Source organism: Klebsiella sp. K5-45, from assembly GCF_030128605.1.
Classification (GTDB): Bacteria; Pseudomonadota; Gammaproteobacteria; order Enterobacterales; family Enterobacteriaceae; genus Klebsiella; species Klebsiella quasipneumoniae.
In genome coordinates this window covers 244,626-262,493 of the sequence record NZ_JAKUZW010000004.1, presented here as the reverse complement: position 1 = coordinate 262,493, position 17,868 = coordinate 244,626, and the positions used below count along the sequence as shown (strand labels likewise).

At 58.2% G+C, this 17,868-nt stretch carries 14 protein-coding genes; 11 read left to right on the top strand and 3 right to left on the bottom strand.

The features are described 5' to 3' along the window. Positions 1 to 14: 14 nt before the first annotated feature. The 4 genes from MKS11_RS10490 to MKS11_RS10475 all read left to right on the top strand — a co-directional run bounded on the left by MKS11_RS10490 (position 15) and on the right by MKS11_RS10475 (position 3,264). The gene (locus MKS11_RS10490; protein WP_101865448.1) at positions 15 to 1,244 is read left to right on the top strand and encodes a winged helix-turn-helix domain-containing protein; all 1,230 of its coding nucleotides are present in this window, start codon (positions 15 to 17) and stop codon (positions 1,242 to 1,244) included. Positions 1,245 to 1,307: 63 nt separating this feature from the next. Next, positions 1,308 to 1,490, top strand: coding sequence for a protein YcaR (gene ycaR / locus MKS11_RS10485; RefSeq protein ID WP_004201390.1), 183 nt, complete (start codon positions 1,308 to 1,310; stop codon positions 1,488 to 1,490). Beyond that, entirely contained in the window at positions 1,487 to 2,233 is a 747-nt protein-coding gene (kdsB, locus tag MKS11_RS10480; protein WP_004201392.1) for a 3-deoxy-manno-octulosonate cytidylyltransferase, read from the top strand. Before ycaR ends, kdsB begins: the two co-directional genes overlap by 4 nt. 137 nt (positions 2,234 to 2,370) lie before the next feature. Beyond that, a complete protein-coding gene (locus MKS11_RS10475) occupies positions 2,371 to 3,264 on the top strand; it encodes a YcbJ family phosphotransferase (protein ID WP_004201393.1) in 894 nt (297 codons plus the stop codon). On the opposite strand, the gene elyC is transcribed toward MKS11_RS10475, so the two are convergent. After that, entirely contained in the window at positions 3,241 to 4,020 is a 780-nt protein-coding gene (gene elyC, locus MKS11_RS10470) for an envelope biogenesis factor ElyC (RefSeq protein ID WP_004201396.1), read from the bottom strand. The genes MKS11_RS10475 and elyC overlap by 24 nt on opposite strands. A gap of 121 nt (positions 4,021 to 4,141) precedes the next feature. Here elyC and cmoM point away from each other — a divergent pair, with 121 nt between their 5' ends. The 7 genes from cmoM to MKS11_RS10435 all read left to right on the top strand — a co-directional run bounded on the left by cmoM (position 4,142) and on the right by MKS11_RS10435 (position 14,902). Beyond that, complete coding sequence (cmoM, locus tag MKS11_RS10465) at positions 4,142 to 4,942, top strand: tRNA uridine 5-oxyacetic acid(34) methyltransferase CmoM (protein ID WP_017899447.1); 801 nt, start codon at positions 4,142 to 4,144, stop codon at positions 4,940 to 4,942. Continuing rightward, positions 4,939 to 6,261 (top strand): chromosome partition protein MukF, encoded by a 1,323-nt coding sequence (gene mukF / locus MKS11_RS10460; protein ID WP_002898189.1) that lies wholly within the window; start codon positions 4,939 to 4,941, stop codon positions 6,259 to 6,261. Before cmoM ends, mukF begins: the two co-directional genes overlap by 4 nt. Continuing rightward, positions 6,242 to 6,946 (top strand): chromosome partition protein MukE, encoded by a 705-nt coding sequence (gene mukE / locus MKS11_RS10455; RefSeq protein ID WP_004150840.1) that lies wholly within the window; start codon positions 6,242 to 6,244, stop codon positions 6,944 to 6,946. The genes mukF and mukE overlap by 20 nt, the downstream gene beginning before the upstream one ends. Beyond that, positions 6,946 to 11,394, top strand: a complete 4,449-nt coding sequence (gene mukB / locus MKS11_RS10450) for a chromosome partition protein MukB (RefSeq protein WP_004201401.1) — start codon at positions 6,946 to 6,948, stop codon at positions 11,392 to 11,394. The genes mukE and mukB overlap by 1 nt, the downstream gene beginning before the upstream one ends. Positions 11,395 to 11,595: 201 nt before the next feature. Next, positions 11,596 to 13,386 (top strand): L,D-transpeptidase, encoded by a 1,791-nt coding sequence (gene ldtD, locus MKS11_RS10445; RefSeq protein WP_004201402.1) that lies wholly within the window; start codon positions 11,596 to 11,598, stop codon positions 13,384 to 13,386. 303 nt (positions 13,387 to 13,689) lie between these two features. Beyond that, complete coding sequence (locus tag MKS11_RS10440) at positions 13,690 to 14,241, top strand: YcbK family protein (RefSeq protein WP_004201403.1); 552 nt, start codon at positions 13,690 to 13,692, stop codon at positions 14,239 to 14,241. 13 nt (positions 14,242 to 14,254) lie between these two features. After that, complete coding sequence (locus MKS11_RS10435; protein ID WP_004201404.1) at positions 14,255 to 14,902, top strand: MBL fold metallo-hydrolase; 648 nt, start codon at positions 14,255 to 14,257, stop codon at positions 14,900 to 14,902. Between the two features lie 66 nt (positions 14,903 to 14,968). Here MKS11_RS10435 and MKS11_RS10430 read toward each other — a convergent pair whose 3' ends face one another. Continuing rightward, on the bottom strand, positions 14,969 to 16,159 hold the full coding sequence (locus MKS11_RS10430; RefSeq protein ID WP_017899450.1) for an amino acid aminotransferase: 1,191 nt from the start codon (positions 16,157 to 16,159) through the stop codon (positions 14,969 to 14,971). Between the two features lie 187 nt (positions 16,160 to 16,346). Beyond that, complete coding sequence (gene ompK35 / locus MKS11_RS10425; protein WP_114464925.1) at positions 16,347 to 17,429, bottom strand: porin OmpK35; 1,083 nt, start codon at positions 17,427 to 17,429, stop codon at positions 16,347 to 16,349. Between the last annotated feature and the right edge of the window lie 439 nt (positions 17,430 to 17,868).

The following is a 17,868-nucleotide window of genomic DNA, read 5'->3' as shown; positions in this document are numbered from 1 at the left end:
GACGGAGAACCTGCATGTCGGTATTGCAACTATCGCTTAATGAGGCGCGCCACCTCCATCTCGCGGCGCAGGGGTTATTAAAAAAGCCCCGGCGTCGCGCTCGCCCGAATGACATCCTTTCCACCATCCAGCAGATGTCGCTGCTGCAAATCGATACCATACACGTGGTGGCCCGCAGCCCCTACCTGGTGTTGTTCAGCCGCCTCGGCAGCTATCCGCAGCACTGGCTGGATGAGTCATTACGCAGCGGCGAGCTGATGGAATACTGGGCGCATGAAGCCTGTTTTCTGCCGCGCAGCGATTTCGCCCTTGTGCGCCACCGAATGTTGAACCCCGACAAGATGGGCTGGAAATATCATCGCGCGTGGATGGAGGAGCATGCCGGAAGTATTGCAGAGCTGGTGGCGCATATCGGACAAAACGGACCGGTTCGCTCGGCGGATTTTGCCCACCCGCGCAAAGGCGCCAGCGGCTGGTGGGAGTGGAAACCGCATAAGCGCCACCTGGAAGGGCTGTTTACCGCCGGTGAAGTGATGGTGGTGGAGCGGCGCAACTTTCACCGCGTGTATGATTTAACCCGGCGGGTGATGCCGCACTGGGACGACGAGCGCGATGCGCTGCCCCGCGACGCTGCGGAGGCCATCATGCTGCGCAACAGCGCCCGCAGCCTCGGCATCTTTCGCCCCCAGTGGCTGGCGGATTACTATCGTTTACGTCAGCCGGCGCTACCGGGTTTGCTGGCGGCCTGGCAGGAAGAGGGCCTGGTTGTGCCAGTCGACGTGGAAGCGCTTGGCGAGATGTGGCTGCATCGCGACGCGCTGGCGCAGCTGGAGTCAGCGCCCGGCGGTAAACTTACCGCCAGCCATAGCGCCGTGCTCTCGCCCTTCGACCCGGTGGTCTGGGATCGGAAGCGCGCTGAGCAACTGTTCAACTTCAGCTATCGCCTGGAGTGCTATACCCCGGCGCCGAAGCGTCAGTATGGCTACTTCGTACTGCCTCTGCTGCACCAGGGGAAACTGGTCGGGCGGATGGACAGTAAAATGCATCGCAAAAGCCGGGAGCTGGAGATCTTCGCCCTGTGGCTGGAGGATGAGGTGAAGATCACCCGTGGTCTGGAGCAGGGGCTGCGCCGGGCGATCAACGACTTCGCACGCTGGCAATCGGCAGACCGGATCCTGTGTCGACGCCTGCCGGAAGGGCTGTTTGTCGGCCAGGAGCGAGGATGGGAAATCGATGCCGATTGATCCCGGCGCCGACCTTCCTGTGTTATGCTGCTGAGAAATCTATCCGGTCCATCAGGAGGAAACATGGATCACCGTTTACTTGAAATCATCGCCTGCCCGGTCTGTAACGGTAAGCTGTATTACAGTCAGGATAAGCAAGAACTTATTTGCAAACTTGATAGTCTGGCGTTTCCACTGCGCGACGGTATCCCTGTGCTGCTGGAGACAGAAGCGCGTCCGCTGGCGGTAGAAGAGAGTCACTCATGAGTTTCGTGGTCATTATTCCTGCGCGTTTCGCCTCCACGCGCCTGCCGGGAAAACCACTGCAGGACATTAACGGCAAGCCGATGATTGTCCATGTGCTGGAGCGCGCCCGCGAATCCGGCGCGGATCGCATTATTGTCGCCACCGATCACGAAGAGGTCGCCCGGGCGGTTGAAGCCGCCGGCGGCGAGGTCTGCATGACCCGCGCCGACCATCAATCCGGCACCGAACGGCTGGCGGAGGTGGTGGAGAAGTGCGCGTTCAGCGATGACACCATCATCGTCAATATCCAGGGCGATGAGCCGATGATCCCCCCGGCTATCGTCCGCCAGGTGGCGGAGAATCTGGCTGCCAGCACCAGCGGAATGGCGACGCTGGCGGTACCGATCCACGATGCGGAAGAGGCGTTTAATCCAAATGCGGTCAAAGTGGTGATGGATGCGCAGGGCTATGCGCTCTATTTCTCCCGCGCCACCATTCCCTGGGATCGCGATCGCTTTGCCCACTCCCGCGACGCCATTGGTGATTCTCTGCTGCGCCACATCGGCATCTATGGCTATCGCGCCGGCTTTATTCGCCGCTATGTCAGCTGGGCGCCAAGCCCGCTGGAGCAGATAGAAATGCTCGAGCAGCTGCGGGTGCTGTGGTATGGCGAGAAGATCCATGTCGCCGTGGCGGCCGAAGTGCCCGGCACCGGCGTCGATACCCCTGAAGATCTGGCGCGCGTCCGCGCTGAACTGCGTTAGTCCTCTGTCCCCTCCTTGCAGGAGGGGATATTCCCACCGGTTTTATGCTTTTTTTGCCCATTTTTGATCTTATCCGATGACAACCCTGGTGCGGGCGCTCATTATGAAATCAGTAGTGTTCATAGGGGTAATCGACAATGGAACAGTTGCGAACCGAACTGAGTCACCTGCTTGGCGAAAAGCTGAGCCGGGTGGAGTGTGTCAGTGAAAAAGCCGCTACGGCGCTGTGGTCCCTGTATGACGCGCAGGGAAATCCGATGCCGCTGCTGGCGCGAAGTTTCACCACCCCCGGCGTGGCGCGGCAGCTGGCCTGGAAGATCTCCACTCTGGCGCGCAGCGGTACGGTGCGCATGCCGGTGGTCTATGGCGTGATGACGCATGAAGAGCATCCCGGGCCGGACGTGCTGCTGCTTGAGCGCCTGCGCGGCGTCCCGGTGGAGGCGCCCACCCGCACCCCGGCGCGCTGGGAGCAGCTGCAGGAGCAGATCGTCGAGGCGCTGCTGGCCTGGCATCGTCAGGACAGCGGCGGCTGCGTGGGGATGGTCGATAATACCCAGGACAATCTGTGGCCGAACTGGTACCGGCAGCGGGTGGCGATGTTGTGGAGCACCCTGAACCTGTATCAGGACACCGGTCTGACCATGCAGGATAAGCGGGTTTTGTTCCGCTCCCGCGAGTGTCTGCCGGAGCTGTTCCGCGATTTCAATGATAATGCCGTACTGGTGCACGGCAATTTCACCCTGCGCAGCATGCTGAAAGATCCGCGCAGCGATCAGCTGCTGGCGATGGTTGGTCCGGGGATGATGCTGTGGGCGCCGCGGGAGTACGAACTGTTCCGTCTCGCGGAGGGGGGCCAGGCCGAGCAGCTGCTATGGCGTTACCTGCAGCAGGCGCCGGTCTCCGAGGCCTTTGTCTGGCGGCGCTGGCTTTATCTGCTGTGGGATGAGGTGGATAGCCTGGTCAATACCGGGCGCTTTGACCGCGCCCGTTTCGACCTCGCTGCAAAATCACTCCTGCCCTGGCTCGCCTGAGCTGCCTTTCAGCCATTGCCAGACGCGACCAAGCGTTTCATAGCCGACCCGGTCGCTGTGCATCAGCCACACCGGTGAAGGAATGACCCGCTCCCACGGATTGAGCGGTGACGTGACCGCCATCTGATTAGCCGGCGCGGGCAGCGGATCCAGACCGGCATGGCGAAAGAAGATCATCGCCCGCGGAAGATGCGACGCCGAGGTGACCAGCAGGAAGGGGGCGTCGCCGATGGCGCCCTTCACCGCCAGCGCTTCCTCTTCCGTATCTTTCGGCTTATCGAGCACGATGATATCGCTGCGCGGTACGCCGAGGCTTTCCGCCACTCTCGCCCCGGCCTCCGCCGTGCTGACGGGGTTGGTTTTTGCCGCCGCGCCGGTAAAGATCATTTTCGATCCCGGATTCTCCTGCCACAGGCGAATGCCCTCCGTCAGGCGCGGCAGGCTGTTGCTGATAAGGTTAGAGCTAGGCGCCCACTCCGGGTTCCAGGTATAGCCGCCGCCCAGCACCACCACGTAGCTCACCGGCTGCTCGCCGCGCCAGGTGGGATAGCGATCTTCTATCGGTTTAAGCAGGCTGTCTGCCACGGGCTGCAGGCTCAGCAGCGTCAGCAACAGCCAGCCGAGGCTCACGCAAAACTTCCCGGTACGTTGAAAGCGGCTGAACCATAACAGGGCGATCCCGATACCGATCAGCAACAGCAGGGCAGGAAGCGGTAGCAGCAGACCGCCGACGATCTTTTTTAGCGTGAAAAGCATGCCAGATGGTTCCTTTTTTAACCATATAACCAAAGTTATGTTCGGATCTTATAACAGATCGCTTCATTCTCGGCGTGGGTATGACAAAATAGCAGTTTTGTGTTGGCTTGTGGAGTCGCCCGTGCAGGATCGCAATTTCGATGACATTGCTGAAAAGTTTTCGCGCAATATTTACGGCACCACAAAAGGCCAGCTGCGCCAGGCGATCCTCTGGCAGGATCTGGAGCCGCTGCTGGCGCAGCTGGGGCCGGGGCCGCTGAGAGTACTGGATGCCGGCGGCGGCGAAGGGCAAACGGCCATTAAAGTGGCGCAACTGGGTCATCACGTGACGCTGTGCGATCTCTCCGCTGAAATGGTGGCCCGCGCCCGCCAGGCTGCTGTCGATAAAGGTGTGATCGACAACATGCATTTTGTACAATGCGCGGCTCAGGATATTGCGCAGCACTTGGAAAGCCCGGTCGATCTGGTACTGTTTCATGCGGTGCTGGAGTGGGTGGCGGAGCCCCAGGCGGTGCTGCGTACCCTGTGGTCGACGCTGCGTCCTGGCGGCGGCTTGTCGTTGATGTTCTACAATGCTAACGGCCTGCTGATGCACAATATGGTTGCCGGTAATTTCGATTACGTACAACTGGGCATGCCAAAAAAGAAAAAACGCACGCTGTCGCCGGACTATCCGCGTGAGCCGCAGCAGGTTTATCACTGGCTGGAAGAGATTGGCTGGCAGATTGTCAGCAAAACCGGCGTGCGAGTGTTTCATGATTATCTGCGTGAAAAACGCCAACAGCATGACAGCTATGCGGCGCTGCTGGAGCTGGAGACGCGCTACTGTCGTCAGGAGCCGTACCTCAGCCTGGGCCGTTATATTCATGTCACCGCGCTTAAGAGCCAGGCTCATAGCCGCAGATGCAAGGATAAAGTATGAGTGAATTTTCCCAGACAGTCCCCGAACTGGTTGCCTGGGCCAGGAAAAATGATTTTTCTATCTCGCTGCCGGTCGACAGACTCTCTTTCCTGCTGGCGATCGCCACCCTGAATGGCGAACGGCTGGAAGGGGAAATGAGCGAGGGAGAACTGGTGGATGCGTTCCGCCACGTGAGTGATGCGTTTGAGCAGACCAGCGAAACCATCAGCCAGCGCGCCAATAACGCCATCAACGATTTGGTGCGCCAGCGTCTGCTGAACCGCTTTACCAGCGAAATTACCGAAGGCAATGCAATCTATCGTCTGACGCCGTTGGGGATCGGGATCACCGATTATTATATCCGGCAGCGCGAATTTTCGACGCTGCGTCTCTCGATGCAGTTGTCGATCGTCGCCGGCGAGCTGAAGCGCGCAGCGGATGCCGCGGAAGAGGGCGGCGATGAGTTTCACTGGCATCGCAACGTTTTTGCCCCGCTGAAGTATTCGGTAGCGGAAATTTTCGACAGCATCGACCTGACGCAGCGCATCATGGATGAGCAGCAGCAGCTGGTGAAAGACGATATCGCGCAGCTGTTGAACAAAGACTGGCGCGCGGCGATTTCCAGCTGTGAACTGTTGCTGTCGGAAACCTCCGGCACCCTGCGTGAACTGCAGGATACGCTGGATGCGGCGGGGGATAAGCTGCAGGCGAATCTGTTGCGCATTCAGGATTCGACCATGGCGCGCGACGATCTCCATTTTGTCGACCGGCTGGTGTTCGACCTGCAAAGCAAGCTCGACCGCATCGTCAGCTGGGGCCAACAGGCGATTGACCTGTGGATCGGCTATGACCGCCACGTGCACAAGTTTATCCGTACCGCTATCGATATGGATAAGAACCGCGTCTTCGCCCAGCGTCTGCGCCAGTCGGTACAGACCTATTTTGATGAGCCGTGGGCGCTGACTTACGCCAACGCCGACCGTCTGCTGGATATGCGCGACGAGGAGATGGCCCTGCGCGATGAAGAGGTCACCGGCGAGCTGCCGGCGGACCTCGAATTTGAAGAGTTTAACGAAATTCGCGAGCAGCTGGCGGCGCTGATCGAAGCGCAGCTGGCGGTCTATAAAGAGAAAGGAATACCGCTGGATCTCGGCCTGGTGGCGCGGGAGTTCCTGGCGCAGTATCCGCGCGGGCGTCACTTCGACGTGGCGCGGATCGTCGTGGATCAGGCGGTACAGCTGGGCGTCGCCCAGGCAGATTTCACCGGACTGCCAGCCAAATGGCAGCCGATTAATGATTACGGAGCCAAGGTACAGGCGCATGTCATTGACAAATATTGAACAAGTGATGCCGGTTAAGTTGGCGCAGGCGTTAGCCAATCCGTTATTTCCGGCGCTGGACAGCGCCTTGCGCGCGGGCCGACATATCGGCCTCGACGAGCTGGATAATCACGCATTTTTGATGGACTTCCAGGATTATCTGGAAGAGTTTTACGCTCGCTATAACGTCGAGCTGATCCGCGCGCCGGAGGGGTTTTTCTACCTGCGCCCGCGTTCCACAACCCTGATTTCACGCTCGGTGCTGTCCGAACTGGATATGATGGTGGGCAAAATTCTTTGCTATCTCTATCTCAGCCCGGAGCGCCTGGCAAACGAAGGAATTTTCACCCAGCAGGAGCTGTATGACGAGCTGCTGACCCTGGCGGATGAATCCAGGCTGCTGAAGCTGGTCAACAACCGTTCCACCGGTTCGGATCTGGACCGTCAGAAGCTGCAGGAAAAAATGCGCGCGTCGCTAAACCGCCTGCGCCGTCTGGGGATGGTGTGGTTTATGGGCCACGACAGCAGTAAGTTCCGCATTACCGAATCGGTATTCCGCTTTGGCGCCGATGTACGCGCCGGCGACGACCCGCGCGAGGCGCAGCGCCGCCTGATCCGCGACGGGGAAGCGATGGCCCTGGAAAATCACCTGCAACTCAATGATGAGAATGAAGAGAACCAGCCGGATAGCGGGGAGGAAGAGTAATGATTGAACGCGGTAAGTTTCGCTCGCTGACGCTGGTTAACTGGAACGGCTTCTTTGCCCGGACCTTTGATCTTGATGAACTGGTCACCACCCTCTCCGGGGGGAACGGCGCCGGTAAGTCGACGACCATGGCGGCCTTCGTCACGGCGCTGATCCCCGATTTAACCCTGCTGCACTTCCGTAACACCACCGAAGCGGGGGCCACCAGCGGCTCACGCGATAAAGGCCTGCACGGTAAGCTGCGCGCCGGCGTCTGTTACTCAGTGCTCGACGTTATCAACTCCCGCCATCAGCGCGTGGTGGTCGGCGTGCGCCTGCAGCAGGTTGCCGGGCGCGATCGCAAAGTCGATATCAAGCCTTTCGCCATTCAGGGGCTGCCCACCTCTATCCTGCCGACCCAGCTGTTAACCGAAACGCTGAACGATCGCCAGGCGCGCGTAGTCAGTCTCAATGAGCTGAAAGAAAAGCTCGAGGCGATGGAAGGGGTCCAGTTTAAGCAGTTCAACTCGATCACCGAGTATCATTCGCTGATGTTCGATCTGGGCGTGGTGGCGCGCCGTCTGCGTTCCGCCTCCGATCGAAGTAAATATTATCGCCTGATCGAGGCCTCGCTATACGGCGGGATCTCCAGCACCATTACCCGCTCGCTGCGCGACTACCTGTTGCCGGAAAACAGCGGCGTGCGTAAGGCATTCCAGGATATGGAAGCGGCGCTGCGGGAAAACCGCATGACTCTCGAGGCGATCCGCGTCACCCAGTCCGATCGCGATCTGTTCAAACATCTGATTAGCGAAGCCACCAACTACGTGGCGGCGGACTATATGCGTCACGCCAACGAGCGGCGTATTCATCTTGATAAGGCGCTGGAGTATCGTCGCGATCTCTTTACCTCGCGTTCGCAACTGGCGGCGGAGCAGTATAAGCACGTCGACATGGCGCGCGAGCTGCAGGAGCATAACGGCGCAGAAGGCGATCTGGAAGCGGATTACCAGGCCGCCAGCGATCACCTGAACCTGGTGCAGACCGCGCTGCGTCAGCAGGAAAAAATCGAGCGCTACGAAGCGGATCTTGACGAGCTGCAGATCCGTCTGGAAGAGCAGAACGAAGTGGTGGCGGAAGCCATCGATCGCCAGGAAGAGAACGAAGCCCGCGCCGAGGCCGCCGAGCTGGAAGTGGATGAGCTGAAAAACCAGCTCGCCGACTATCAGCAGGCGCTTGACGTGCAGCAGACCCGAGCCATTCAGTATCACCAGGCGCTGCAGGCGCTGGAGCGCGCGAAGGCGCTGTGCCATCTGCCGGACCTGACGCCGGAGAGCGCCGACGAGTGGCTGGAAACCTTCCAGGCGAAAGAGCAGGAAGCGACGGAGAAAATGCTGTCGCTGGAACAGAAAATGAGCGTGGCGCAAACCGCGCACAGCCAGTTTGAACAGGCCTACCAGCTGGTGGCGGCGATTAACGGCCCGCTGGCGCGCAATGAAGCCTGGGACGTGGCGCGCGAATTGCTGCGCGACGGCGTGAACCAGCGCCACCAGGCCGAGCAGGCGCAGGGGCTGCGCAGCCGCCTCAACGAGCTGGAGCAGCGCCTGCGCGAGCAGCAGGACGCCGAGCGCCAGCTGGCTGAGTTCTGCAAACGCCAGGGCAAACGCTACGATATCGACGATCTGGAAACGCTGCATCAGGAGCTGGAAGCGCGCATCGCTTCGCTGGCCGACAGCGTTTCTAACGCTCAGGAACAGCGCATGACCCTGCGCCAGGAGCTGGAGCAGCTGCAGTCGCGCACTCAGACGCTGATGCGCCGGGCGCCGGTCTGGCTGGCGGCGCAGAATAGCCTTAACCAGCTGTGCGAGCAGAGCGGCGAGCAGTTTGAGTCCGGCCAGGAGGTTACCGAATACCTGCAGCAGCTGCTGGAGCGCGAGCGCGAAGCTATCGTTGAACGTGACGAGGTCGGCGCCCGCAAGCGCGCCATCGACGAAGAAATCGAGCGTCTCAGCCAGCCGGGCGGTTCGGAAGATCCGCGCCTCAACGCGCTGGCGGAACGGTTCGGCGGCGTTCTGCTGTCCGAGATCTACGATGATGTTAGCCTTGACGATGCGCCGTACTTCTCCGCGCTGTACGGTCCGTCGCGCCATGCCATCGTGGTGCCGGATCTGTCGCAGGTTGCCGAGCAGCTTGAAGGGCTGGAGGATTGTCCGGAAGATCTCTATCTGATCGAAGGCGATCCGCAGTCCTTTGACGATAGCGTATTCAGCGTGGACGAGCTGGAAAAAGCGGTGGTGGTGAAGATTGCCGACCGCCAGTGGCGTTATTCGCGCTTTCCGTCGCTGCCGCTGTTTGGCCGCGCCGCGCGTGAAAACCGCATTGAAACCCTGCATGCCGAGCGTGAATCGCTGTCCGAGCGTTTTGCGACCCTGTCGTTTGACGTGCAGAAAACACAGCGTTTGCATCAGGCTTTTAGCCGCTTCATCGGCAGCCATCTGGCGGTGGCCTTCGAGGACGATCCGGAAGAAGAGATCCGCAAACTCAACAGCCGCCGCGGCGAGCTGGAGCGCGCGCTGAGCGCCCATGAAAGCGATAACCAACAGAACCGCGTGCAGTATGAGCAGGCGAAAGAGGGCGTGTCGGCGCTTAACCGCCTGCTGCCGCGCCTGAATCTGCTGGCGGATGATACGCTGGCCGACCGCGTGGACGAGATCCAGGAACGTCTGGATGAAGCGCAGGAGGCCGCGCGCTTTATTCAGCAGCACGGCAATCAGTTGGCGAAGCTGGAGCCTATTGTTTCGGTGCTGCAGAGCGATCCGGAGCAGTTTGAGCAGCTGAAAGAAGATTACGCCTATGCGCAGCAGACCCAGCGCGATGCGCGCCAGCAGGCTTTTGCCCTGGCGGAGGTCGTCCAGCGCCGGGCCCACTTCAGTTACTCCGATTCGGCGGAAATGCTCAGCGGCAACAGCGATCTCAACGAGAAGCTGCGCCAGCGTCTGGAGCAGGCGGAAACCGAACGCAGCCGCGCGCGCGACGCGATGCGTGCCCATGCGGCGCAGCTTAGCCAGTACAATCAGGTGCTGGCCTCGCTGAAGAGCTCGTATGACACCAAGAAAGAGCTGCTTAACGATCTGTATAAAGAGCTGCAGGACATTGGCGTACGCGCCGATGCCGGCGCGGAAGAGCGGGCCCGTGCGCGTCGCGATGAGCTGCACATGCAGCTGAGCAATAACCGCTCCCGTCGCAATCAGCTGGAGAAAGCGTTGACCTTCTGCGAAGCGGAAATGGACAACCTGACCCGCAAACTGCGCAAGTTAGAGCGCGATTATTGCGAAATGCGCGAGCAGGTGGTGACCGCCAAGGCGGGCTGGTGCGCGGTGATGCGCCTGGTGAAAGACAACGGCGTCGAGCGTCGTCTGCACCGTCGCGAGCTGGCCTATCTTTCCGCCGACGAGCTGCGCTCCATGTCGGATAAGGCGCTCGGTGCGCTGCGTCTGGCTGTCGCTGATAACGAACATCTGCGCGACGTGCTGCGTATCTCGGAAGATCCGAAGCGTCCGGAGCGCAAAATTCAGTTCTTCGTTGCCGTCTACCAGCATCTGCGCGAGCGTATCCGCCAGGATATTATCCGCACCGATGATCCGGTGGAAGCGATCGAGCAGATGGAGATTGAGCTCAGCCGCCTGACCGAAGAGCTAACAAACCGCGAACAGAAGCTGGCCATCAGCTCCCGCAGCGTGGCCAACATTATTCGCAAAACCATTCAGCGTGAGCAGAATCGTATCCGGATGCTCAATCAGGGATTGCAGAGCGTCTCCTTCGGCCAGGTCAACAGCGTGCGTCTGAACGTCAATGTGCGTGAGACCCATTCGATGCTGCTCGATGTGCTCTCCGAGCAGCATGAACAGCATCAGGATCTCTTCAACAGCAACCGCCTGACCTTCTCGGAAGCGCTGGCTAAGCTCTATCAGCGCCTGAATCCGCAGATCGACATGGGGCAGCGCACGCCGCAAACCATCGGCGAAGAGCTGCTCGACTACCGCAACTATCTGGAGATGGAAGTGGAAGTTAACCGCGGCTCCGACGGCTGGCTGCGCGCGGAGTCCGGCGCGCTGTCCACCGGGGAAGCGATCGGTACCGGGATGTCGATTCTGGTGATGGTCGTCCAGAGCTGGGAAGATGAATCCCGCCGCCTGCGCGGCAAGGATATCTCGCCTTGCCGTCTGCTGTTCCTCGATGAAGCGGCGCGTCTCGACGCCCGCTCCATCGCCACGCTGTTCGAGCTGTGCGAACGTCTGGAGATGCAGCTGATTATCGCGGCGCCGGAGAACATCAGTCCGGAGAAAGGCACCACCTATAAATTGGTGCGTAAAGTGTTCAATAATCACGAACACGTCCACGTGGTGGGGCTGCGCGGGTTTGCCGCGCCGCTGCCGGAAGCGCTGCCGGGAACAGCCGACGCCTCCTGAGGCTGCGGCTACATTCTGGCGGCTAAGTGGTGAAGAGGGCAACGTTACGTTGCCCTTTTTTTCTATCCAGCCCGGTATGCGAGGGTGGTATAATCTTTAAACTTCTTTACATTAGGTAAGGCAAAAGCCTTTTCGTCTTTATATACTGAAAAAAGAGCCCCAATTTTGTGGGCTGCAATGTGTGACAACAGGGGGCAAGGGATGTTGCTAAAGAAACGGTATGGTCGTCCATTGTCAGCGCTCAGCCTGAGCCTGGCACTGGCATTTGCTCCGCTGTTCAATGTCCAGGCCGAAGAGCCTGAAGTCGTACCCGGCGACAGTTCCGCGACGCCCGCTGAGGTCTCTGTCGCGCTGGCGCAAAGCGATGGGCAATCGCCGGCGGTCGCGAAGCTGGCCGGTGAGCAGCCGCTGTCGATGGCGACGGCGGCAAACAGTCGCGCTCAGATCGAGGCGCTGTTGCCGGCAGGGTATAAACCCGTCTTTATGAATCCGCTGGTGTCGCTGTACGCCGCCAGGGATATGAAACCGATGTGGGAAAACCGCGAGGCGGTGCAGGCGTTCCAGCAGCAGCTGGCGGAGATCGCCATCGCCGGTTTTCAGCCGCAGTTTACCACCTGGGTCAGTCTGCTGACCGATCCCGCCGTCAGCGGTATGGCGCGCGATGTGGTGCTGTCGGACGCCATGATGGGCTATCTGCACTTTATCAGCGGCATCCCCACCCAGGGGACCCGCTGGTTGTACAGTTCAACGCCGTACAAGATGGCGACCCCGCCGCTGTCGGTGATTAACCAGTGGCAGCTGGCGCTGGACAATGGCTCCCTGCCGGCGTTTATCGCCGGCCTGGCGCCGCATCATCCGCAGTATGAAGCCATGCATCAGTCGCTGCTGGCGCTGGTGGCTGATTCTCGCCCGTGGCCGCAGATGACCGGCAGCGGCTCGCTGCGCCCCGGCGAATGGAGCAATGATATCGGTGCCCTGCGCGAGATCCTCCAGCGTACCGGGATGCTGGACAATACCGCCAATATCGTTCTGCCTGGCGATGTGGTGAGCCCGTCGGCGAAGAAAAAGAGCAAACCCGCGGCGCGCGGCGTGTACGATCGCCAGCTGGTGGAGGGGGTTAAGCGCTTCCAGGCGATGCAGGGGCTGGGGGCGGATGGCGTCATCGGCCAGTCGACTCGCGACTGGCTCAACGTCTCTTCCGCGCAGCGCGCAGGGGTGCTGGCCCTGAATATTCAGCGTTTACGCTTACTGCCGGGCAAACTATCCACCGGCATTATGGTCAATATTCCGGCGTTCTCGCTGGTCTATTACCAGGACGGCAGCCAGGTGCTGGCCTCGCGGGTGATTGTGGGGCGTCCGGACCGCAAAACGCCAATGATGAGCAGCGCGCTGAATAACGTGGTGGTCAATCCGCCGTGGAACGTGCCGCCAACCCTGGCGCGCAAAGATATCCTGCCGAAGGTGCGTAACAATCCAGGCTATCTGGAGCAGCATGGCTACACCGTGATGCGCGGCTGGAACAGTAAAGAGACCATCGATCCTTATCGGGTTGACTGGTCGACCATCACCGAGAACAACTTACCGTTCCGCTTCCAGCAGGCGCCCGGGGCGCGTAACTCGCTCGGACGCTACAAGTTCAATATGCCGAGCTCCGATGCCATCTACCTGCACGATACGCCGAACCATAATCTGTTCCAGAAGGATGTTCGTGCGCTCAGTTCCGGCTGTGTGAGGGTGAATAAGGCTTCGGAGCTGGCCAATATGCTGCTGCAGGATGCGGGCTGGAATGACTCGCGTATTTCTGATGCCCTGAAGCAAGGGGACACGCGCTATGTCAATATTCGGCAAAATATACCGGTGAATTTATATTACTTAACGGCGTTTGTGGACGCTGATGGACGTACACAATATCGAACAGATATTTACAATTACGATATCACCGCGCGATCCAGCGCACAAATTCTGACGAAAGCTGAACAATTAATCAGGTAAATGAAGTAGTTCAATGGATTTTGTTGTCCTAGCACTGGGTAAAAAAGGGCGCTGCTCCTCTGCAGCGCCCGATTTTCCTGGGGTGAGGCTGCCTTGACGTTGGCAATAATGCCCGGTAAGGTGCCTTTCGTGCGCCAGAAGTGCATATACATATCATTCCGCTCAATGCGTGGCGCGGTCAGCGCGAACGTTCTCTTTTGCCGGGCTGCATCACGGCTGTGGCGAGCGATGGCGTGCTGAGGTTCAGCATCGCGCAAGGCGGAAAAAGTATATAACGATTCATTGACTGTAGACCTGATTATCATGGACAAATTTGACGCTAATCGCCGCAGATTGCTGGCGTTGGGTGGTGCTGCGCTGGGTGCTGCCGCCATTCTCCCTGCGCCGGCATTTGCCACCCTCTCGACCCCCCGTCCGCGTATTTTGACGCTGAATAACCTGCATACTGGTGAATCACTCAAGGCGGAGTTTTTCGATGGCAGAGGCTATATTCAGGATGAATTAGCAAGACTTAACCATTTTTTCCGTGATTACCGCGCGAATAAAATTAAGTCCATCGATCCAAATCTGTTCGATCATCTTTATCGGTTGCAGGGACTACTTGGCACCAACAAACCTGTCCAGCTTATCTCTGGCTATCGTTCCCTCGATACCAATGATGAGCTTCGCGCACGAAGCCGTGGTGTAGCAAAACACAGCTATCACACCAAGGGGCAGGCAATGGATTTCCATATTGAAGGTATTTCGTTAAGCAATATTCGCAAAGCGGCGTTATCTATGCGCGCAGGTGGTGTAGGATATTACCCACGTAGTAACTTTGTGCATATTGATACCGGTCCCGTAAGGCACTGGTAACGAAAGGAGCGTCATGAACTATCGTATTATTCCGGTTACCGCGTTCGCGCAGAACTGTTCTCTTATCTGGTGCGAACAAACCCGGCTGGCGGCGCTGGTCGATCCTGGCGGCGATGCTGAACGTATCAAAGCGGTGGTGACGGAGGCTGGCGTCACGCTGATGCAGATTCTGCTGACGCATGGCCACCTCGATCACGTCGGCGCCGCTGCGGAACTGGCGGAGCATTATGGCGTGCCGGTTATTGGTCCGGAAAAAGAAGATGAGTTCTGGCTGGAAGGCTTACCGGCGCAAAGCCGGATGTTCGGCCTGGAGGATTGCCAGCCGCTGCGTCCGGATCGCTGGCTCAATGAAGGCGATGTGGTTAATGTAGGGAATGTGGCGCTGCGGGTGCTGCACTGCCCAGGTCATACGCCGGGTCATGTGGTCTTCTTTGATGACGCTTCCCGACTGCTTATTTCCGGGGATGTGATTTTCAAAGGCGGAGTGGGGCGCAGTGATTTTCCACGCGGCGACCATGGGCAGCTGATCGCTGCCATTAAGGATAAGCTGTTGCCGTTGGGCGATGACGTGACCTTTATTCCCGGCCATGGTCCGCTGTCGACGCTGGGTGAGGAACGCCGCAACAACCCGTTCCTGCAGGATGAGATGCCGGTCTGGTAACCCACCTGACGCGAACATAAAAAAGGCCGCATTCGCGGCCTTTTTCTTGATATCGAATAATATTGCTTACAGCACGGCGACGATGGCTTCGCACAGCGGCGCCATGTTGTCAGGCGTCATGCCGGCCACGTTGATACGGCCGGACGCGACCGCATAGATGGCGAACTCTTCACGCAGACGCAGCACCTGCTCTTTCGTCAGGCCGCTGAACGAGAACATACCGTTCTGTTTGCTGATAAAGCTGAAGTCGCGGCTCGCGCCTTTCTCCTGCAGGGTGTTGACGAACAGCAGTCGCATGCGCTGAATGCGCTGGCGCATATCGGTCAGCTCCTGCTCCCAGATCGCCCTCAGCGCATCGTTGCTCAGAATGGTCGCCACCACGGACGCGCCGTGCGCAGGCGGGTTGGAGTAGTTAGCGCGGATCACCGACTTCATCTGGCTGAATGCGCGGTCTACAGTCTCCTGATCGGCGGCGACCAGAGTGCAGGCGCCGACGCGCTCGTTGTACAGGCCAAAGTTTTTCGAGTAGGAGCTGGCGACCAGCAGCTCTTTATGCAGAGCAGCAAAGGCGCGCAACCCTTCAGCATCTTCTTCCAGGCCGCGGGCGAAGCCCTGATAGGCGAAATCGAACAGCGGCAGCCAGCCTTTCTCGACCGACAGCTGCGCCAGCGTCTGCCACTGATCGAGCGTGGGATCGATACCGGTCGGGTTGTGGCAGCAGCCGTGGAACAGTACCACGTCGCCCGCCTGGGCTTCGTTCAGGCTGGCAAGCAGACCATCAAAGTCCAGCGCGTGGTTAGCCGCGTCGTAGTAGGCATATTCACGCACTTCCAGCCCGGCGGAGGTAAACACACTCTTATGGTTTGGCCAGCTCGGGTTGCTTACCCACACGCGTTTCACGTCGGTGTTTTTGGCGAGGAAGTCTGCGGCGACGCGCAGTGCACCGGTACCGCCCGGGGTCTGCGCGGTGCGGGCGCGTTTATCGGCGATAATCGCATTGCCTTTACCGAACAGCAGCTCCTGGGTGCAGCGACCAAATTCAGGAATACCATCGATGCCCAGATAGTTTTTAGTCGTTTCATTTTCCAGCAGGTACTGCTCTGCTTTTTTGACGCTGGTCAGAACGGGGGTTTTACCAGTTTCATCCTTGTAAACACCAATTCCGAGGTTAATCTTTTCAGGGCGGTCATCGGCACGAAACAGATCGGCCAGACCTAAAATCGGGTCGGCTGGGGCGGCGGTAATGTTCTCAAACATGACGAGGTTCCATTGTGATTACTGAAGGGAAATCCGCTATCAGGTTAACGGGAGAACAACGAATTGCCAACCGTTTGCGACAAAAAGCGCGAAGGTTTTCGAAAGATACGATCTTTGCCTCACGAATAGAGAAAAGCAGGACCGAAGTCCTGCTCTGAAGGCATATCACGAAGGGGTGTACTGCAAATTAGAACTGGTAAACGATACCCACGGCCGCCTGGTCGTCGGTCGCTACGCCAGCTTCACGCGTATAAGCGTTGTCGTCCAGTTGGTTGAACTTGTACGCCGCATAGACGTTCATGTTCTTGTTGAAGTAGTACCAGGTACCCACTTCGACGTATTTAACCAGATCCGCATCGCCGCCGGAGAAGCCGCCGCGCGCCTGCAGGTCTTTGCCTTTGGTCTGTACGTAGCCGATGGACGGACGCAGGCCGAAGTCGAACTGATACTGTACAACGGCTTCGAAGTTCTGGGTTTTGCCAGCGAAGTAGTTACCCTGGTTTTCCGGGGTCATGTTGTAAGTCTGGGAGTACATGACGGCCGCGTAAACGTTGTTGGCGTCATATTTTGCAGAGGTTGCCCAGGCTTCGGCTTTGTCGCCATTGCCGTCAGCTTTCTGATCTACGCTACGGTTGGAACCGGAGTAGCCAGCAGACAGCGCAATACCGTTGTCGAACGCGTAGGTCGCCGCGGTGCTGAAGCCGTCGCCATTCTGCTTGTGAATCGAACGGTCGTGGTCGTTTTTACCCTGGTACTGCAGCGCGAAGCTCAGGCCGTCAACCAGACCGAAGAAGTCAGAGTTACGGTAGGTTGCCACGCCGTTGGTACGGCCGGTCATGTAGTTGTCGGTGTAGTTCCAGCCGTCGCCGCCCCATTCAACCAGCATATCGGTTGCTGCTTCGACGTCGTAGATTGCGCCGTAGTTACGGCCGTAGTCGAATGAACCATACTCGCCCGCTTTCAGACCTGCGAACGCCAGACGGGTTTTGGTCGGCTGGGAACCTTCAACATTGGAGGCGTCCATGTTGTATTCCCACTGACCGTAGCCGGTCAGCTGATCGTTGATCTGAGTTTCGCCTTTCAGGCCGATACGGGCGTAGGTGGTATCGTCGCTGCTGGTGTCGCCATTGGTGGTCCAGACGTGCTTGCCGACCATTTTTCCATAGAAGTCCAGTTTGTTGCCGTTTTTGTTATAGATTTCTGCAGCGTTAGCTGCACCGGCTACCAGCAGGGCAGGGATCACCACTGCCAGAATATTGCGCTTCATCATTATTTATTACCCTCATTAATATTTTTTATATGAACACGTGCCACTGCCGTCAATAAGTTCTGTCAATAAAAACTTACAGAACCATTGATGAGAGTTTGGTGTCTGAAGGCATCTTTCCATCCGCGACAACGTTTCGCTAGCCGGAAAATGCAACTAATATCTCATATGAGTAACAAAACGAAAAAACATGTAACTAAATATGTATTTTTGGGAACTTTGTGAACTTAATCAAAATTCCGTTCCACATGGTGAGGTAAATCGCCCTTCCATATCTATCTATATGAAATATTTATGATTAATTTGGATAAAGGTAAATTTGCTCATTTTATGTGTTGAATTCGCCTTCTTTTTATTCAGCCTTTGTCTTGGCAAGATGTGCGGCGCATGGTTAAAAAATGAGCAAATTAATCAGGGGTTTTGCTCTGTTATGAACAAAAAG

Excerpts from the sequence above, each read along its gene's own strand:
- elyC (WP_004201396.1), bottom strand. The coding sequence starts at position 4,020 with ATGCTTTTCACGCTAAAAAAGATCGTCGGCGGTCTGCTGCTACCGCTT.
- ldtD (WP_004201402.1), top strand. The coding sequence starts at position 11,596 with ATGTTGCTAAAGAAACGGTATGGTCGTCCATTGTCAGCGCTCAGCCTG.
- MKS11_RS10430 (WP_017899450.1), bottom strand. The coding sequence starts at position 16,159 with ATGTTTGAGAACATTACCGCCGCCCCAGCCGACCCGATTTTAGGTCTG.
- mukF (WP_002898189.1), top strand. The coding sequence starts at position 4,939 with ATGAGTGAATTTTCCCAGACAGTCCCCGAACTGGTTGCCTGGGCCAGG.
- mukE (WP_004150840.1), top strand. The coding sequence starts at position 6,242 with ATGTCATTGACAAATATTGAACAAGTGATGCCGGTTAAGTTGGCGCAG.
- MKS11_RS10435 (WP_004201404.1), top strand. The coding sequence starts at position 14,255 with ATGAACTATCGTATTATTCCGGTTACCGCGTTCGCGCAGAACTGTTCT.
- MKS11_RS10490 (WP_101865448.1), top strand. The coding sequence starts at position 15 with ATGTCGGTATTGCAACTATCGCTTAATGAGGCGCGCCACCTCCATCTC.
- MKS11_RS10475 (WP_004201393.1), top strand. The coding sequence starts at position 2,371 with ATGGAACAGTTGCGAACCGAACTGAGTCACCTGCTTGGCGAAAAGCTG.
- kdsB (WP_004201392.1), top strand. The coding sequence starts at position 1,487 with ATGAGTTTCGTGGTCATTATTCCTGCGCGTTTCGCCTCCACGCGCCTG.
- ompK35 (WP_114464925.1), bottom strand. The coding sequence starts at position 17,429 with ATGATGAAGCGCAATATTCTGGCAGTGGTGATCCCTGCCCTGCTGGTA.
- mukB (WP_004201401.1), top strand. The coding sequence starts at position 6,946 with ATGATTGAACGCGGTAAGTTTCGCTCGCTGACGCTGGTTAACTGGAAC.
- MKS11_RS10440 (WP_004201403.1), top strand. The coding sequence starts at position 13,690 with ATGGACAAATTTGACGCTAATCGCCGCAGATTGCTGGCGTTGGGTGGT.
- ycaR (WP_004201390.1), top strand. The coding sequence starts at position 1,308 with ATGGATCACCGTTTACTTGAAATCATCGCCTGCCCGGTCTGTAACGGT.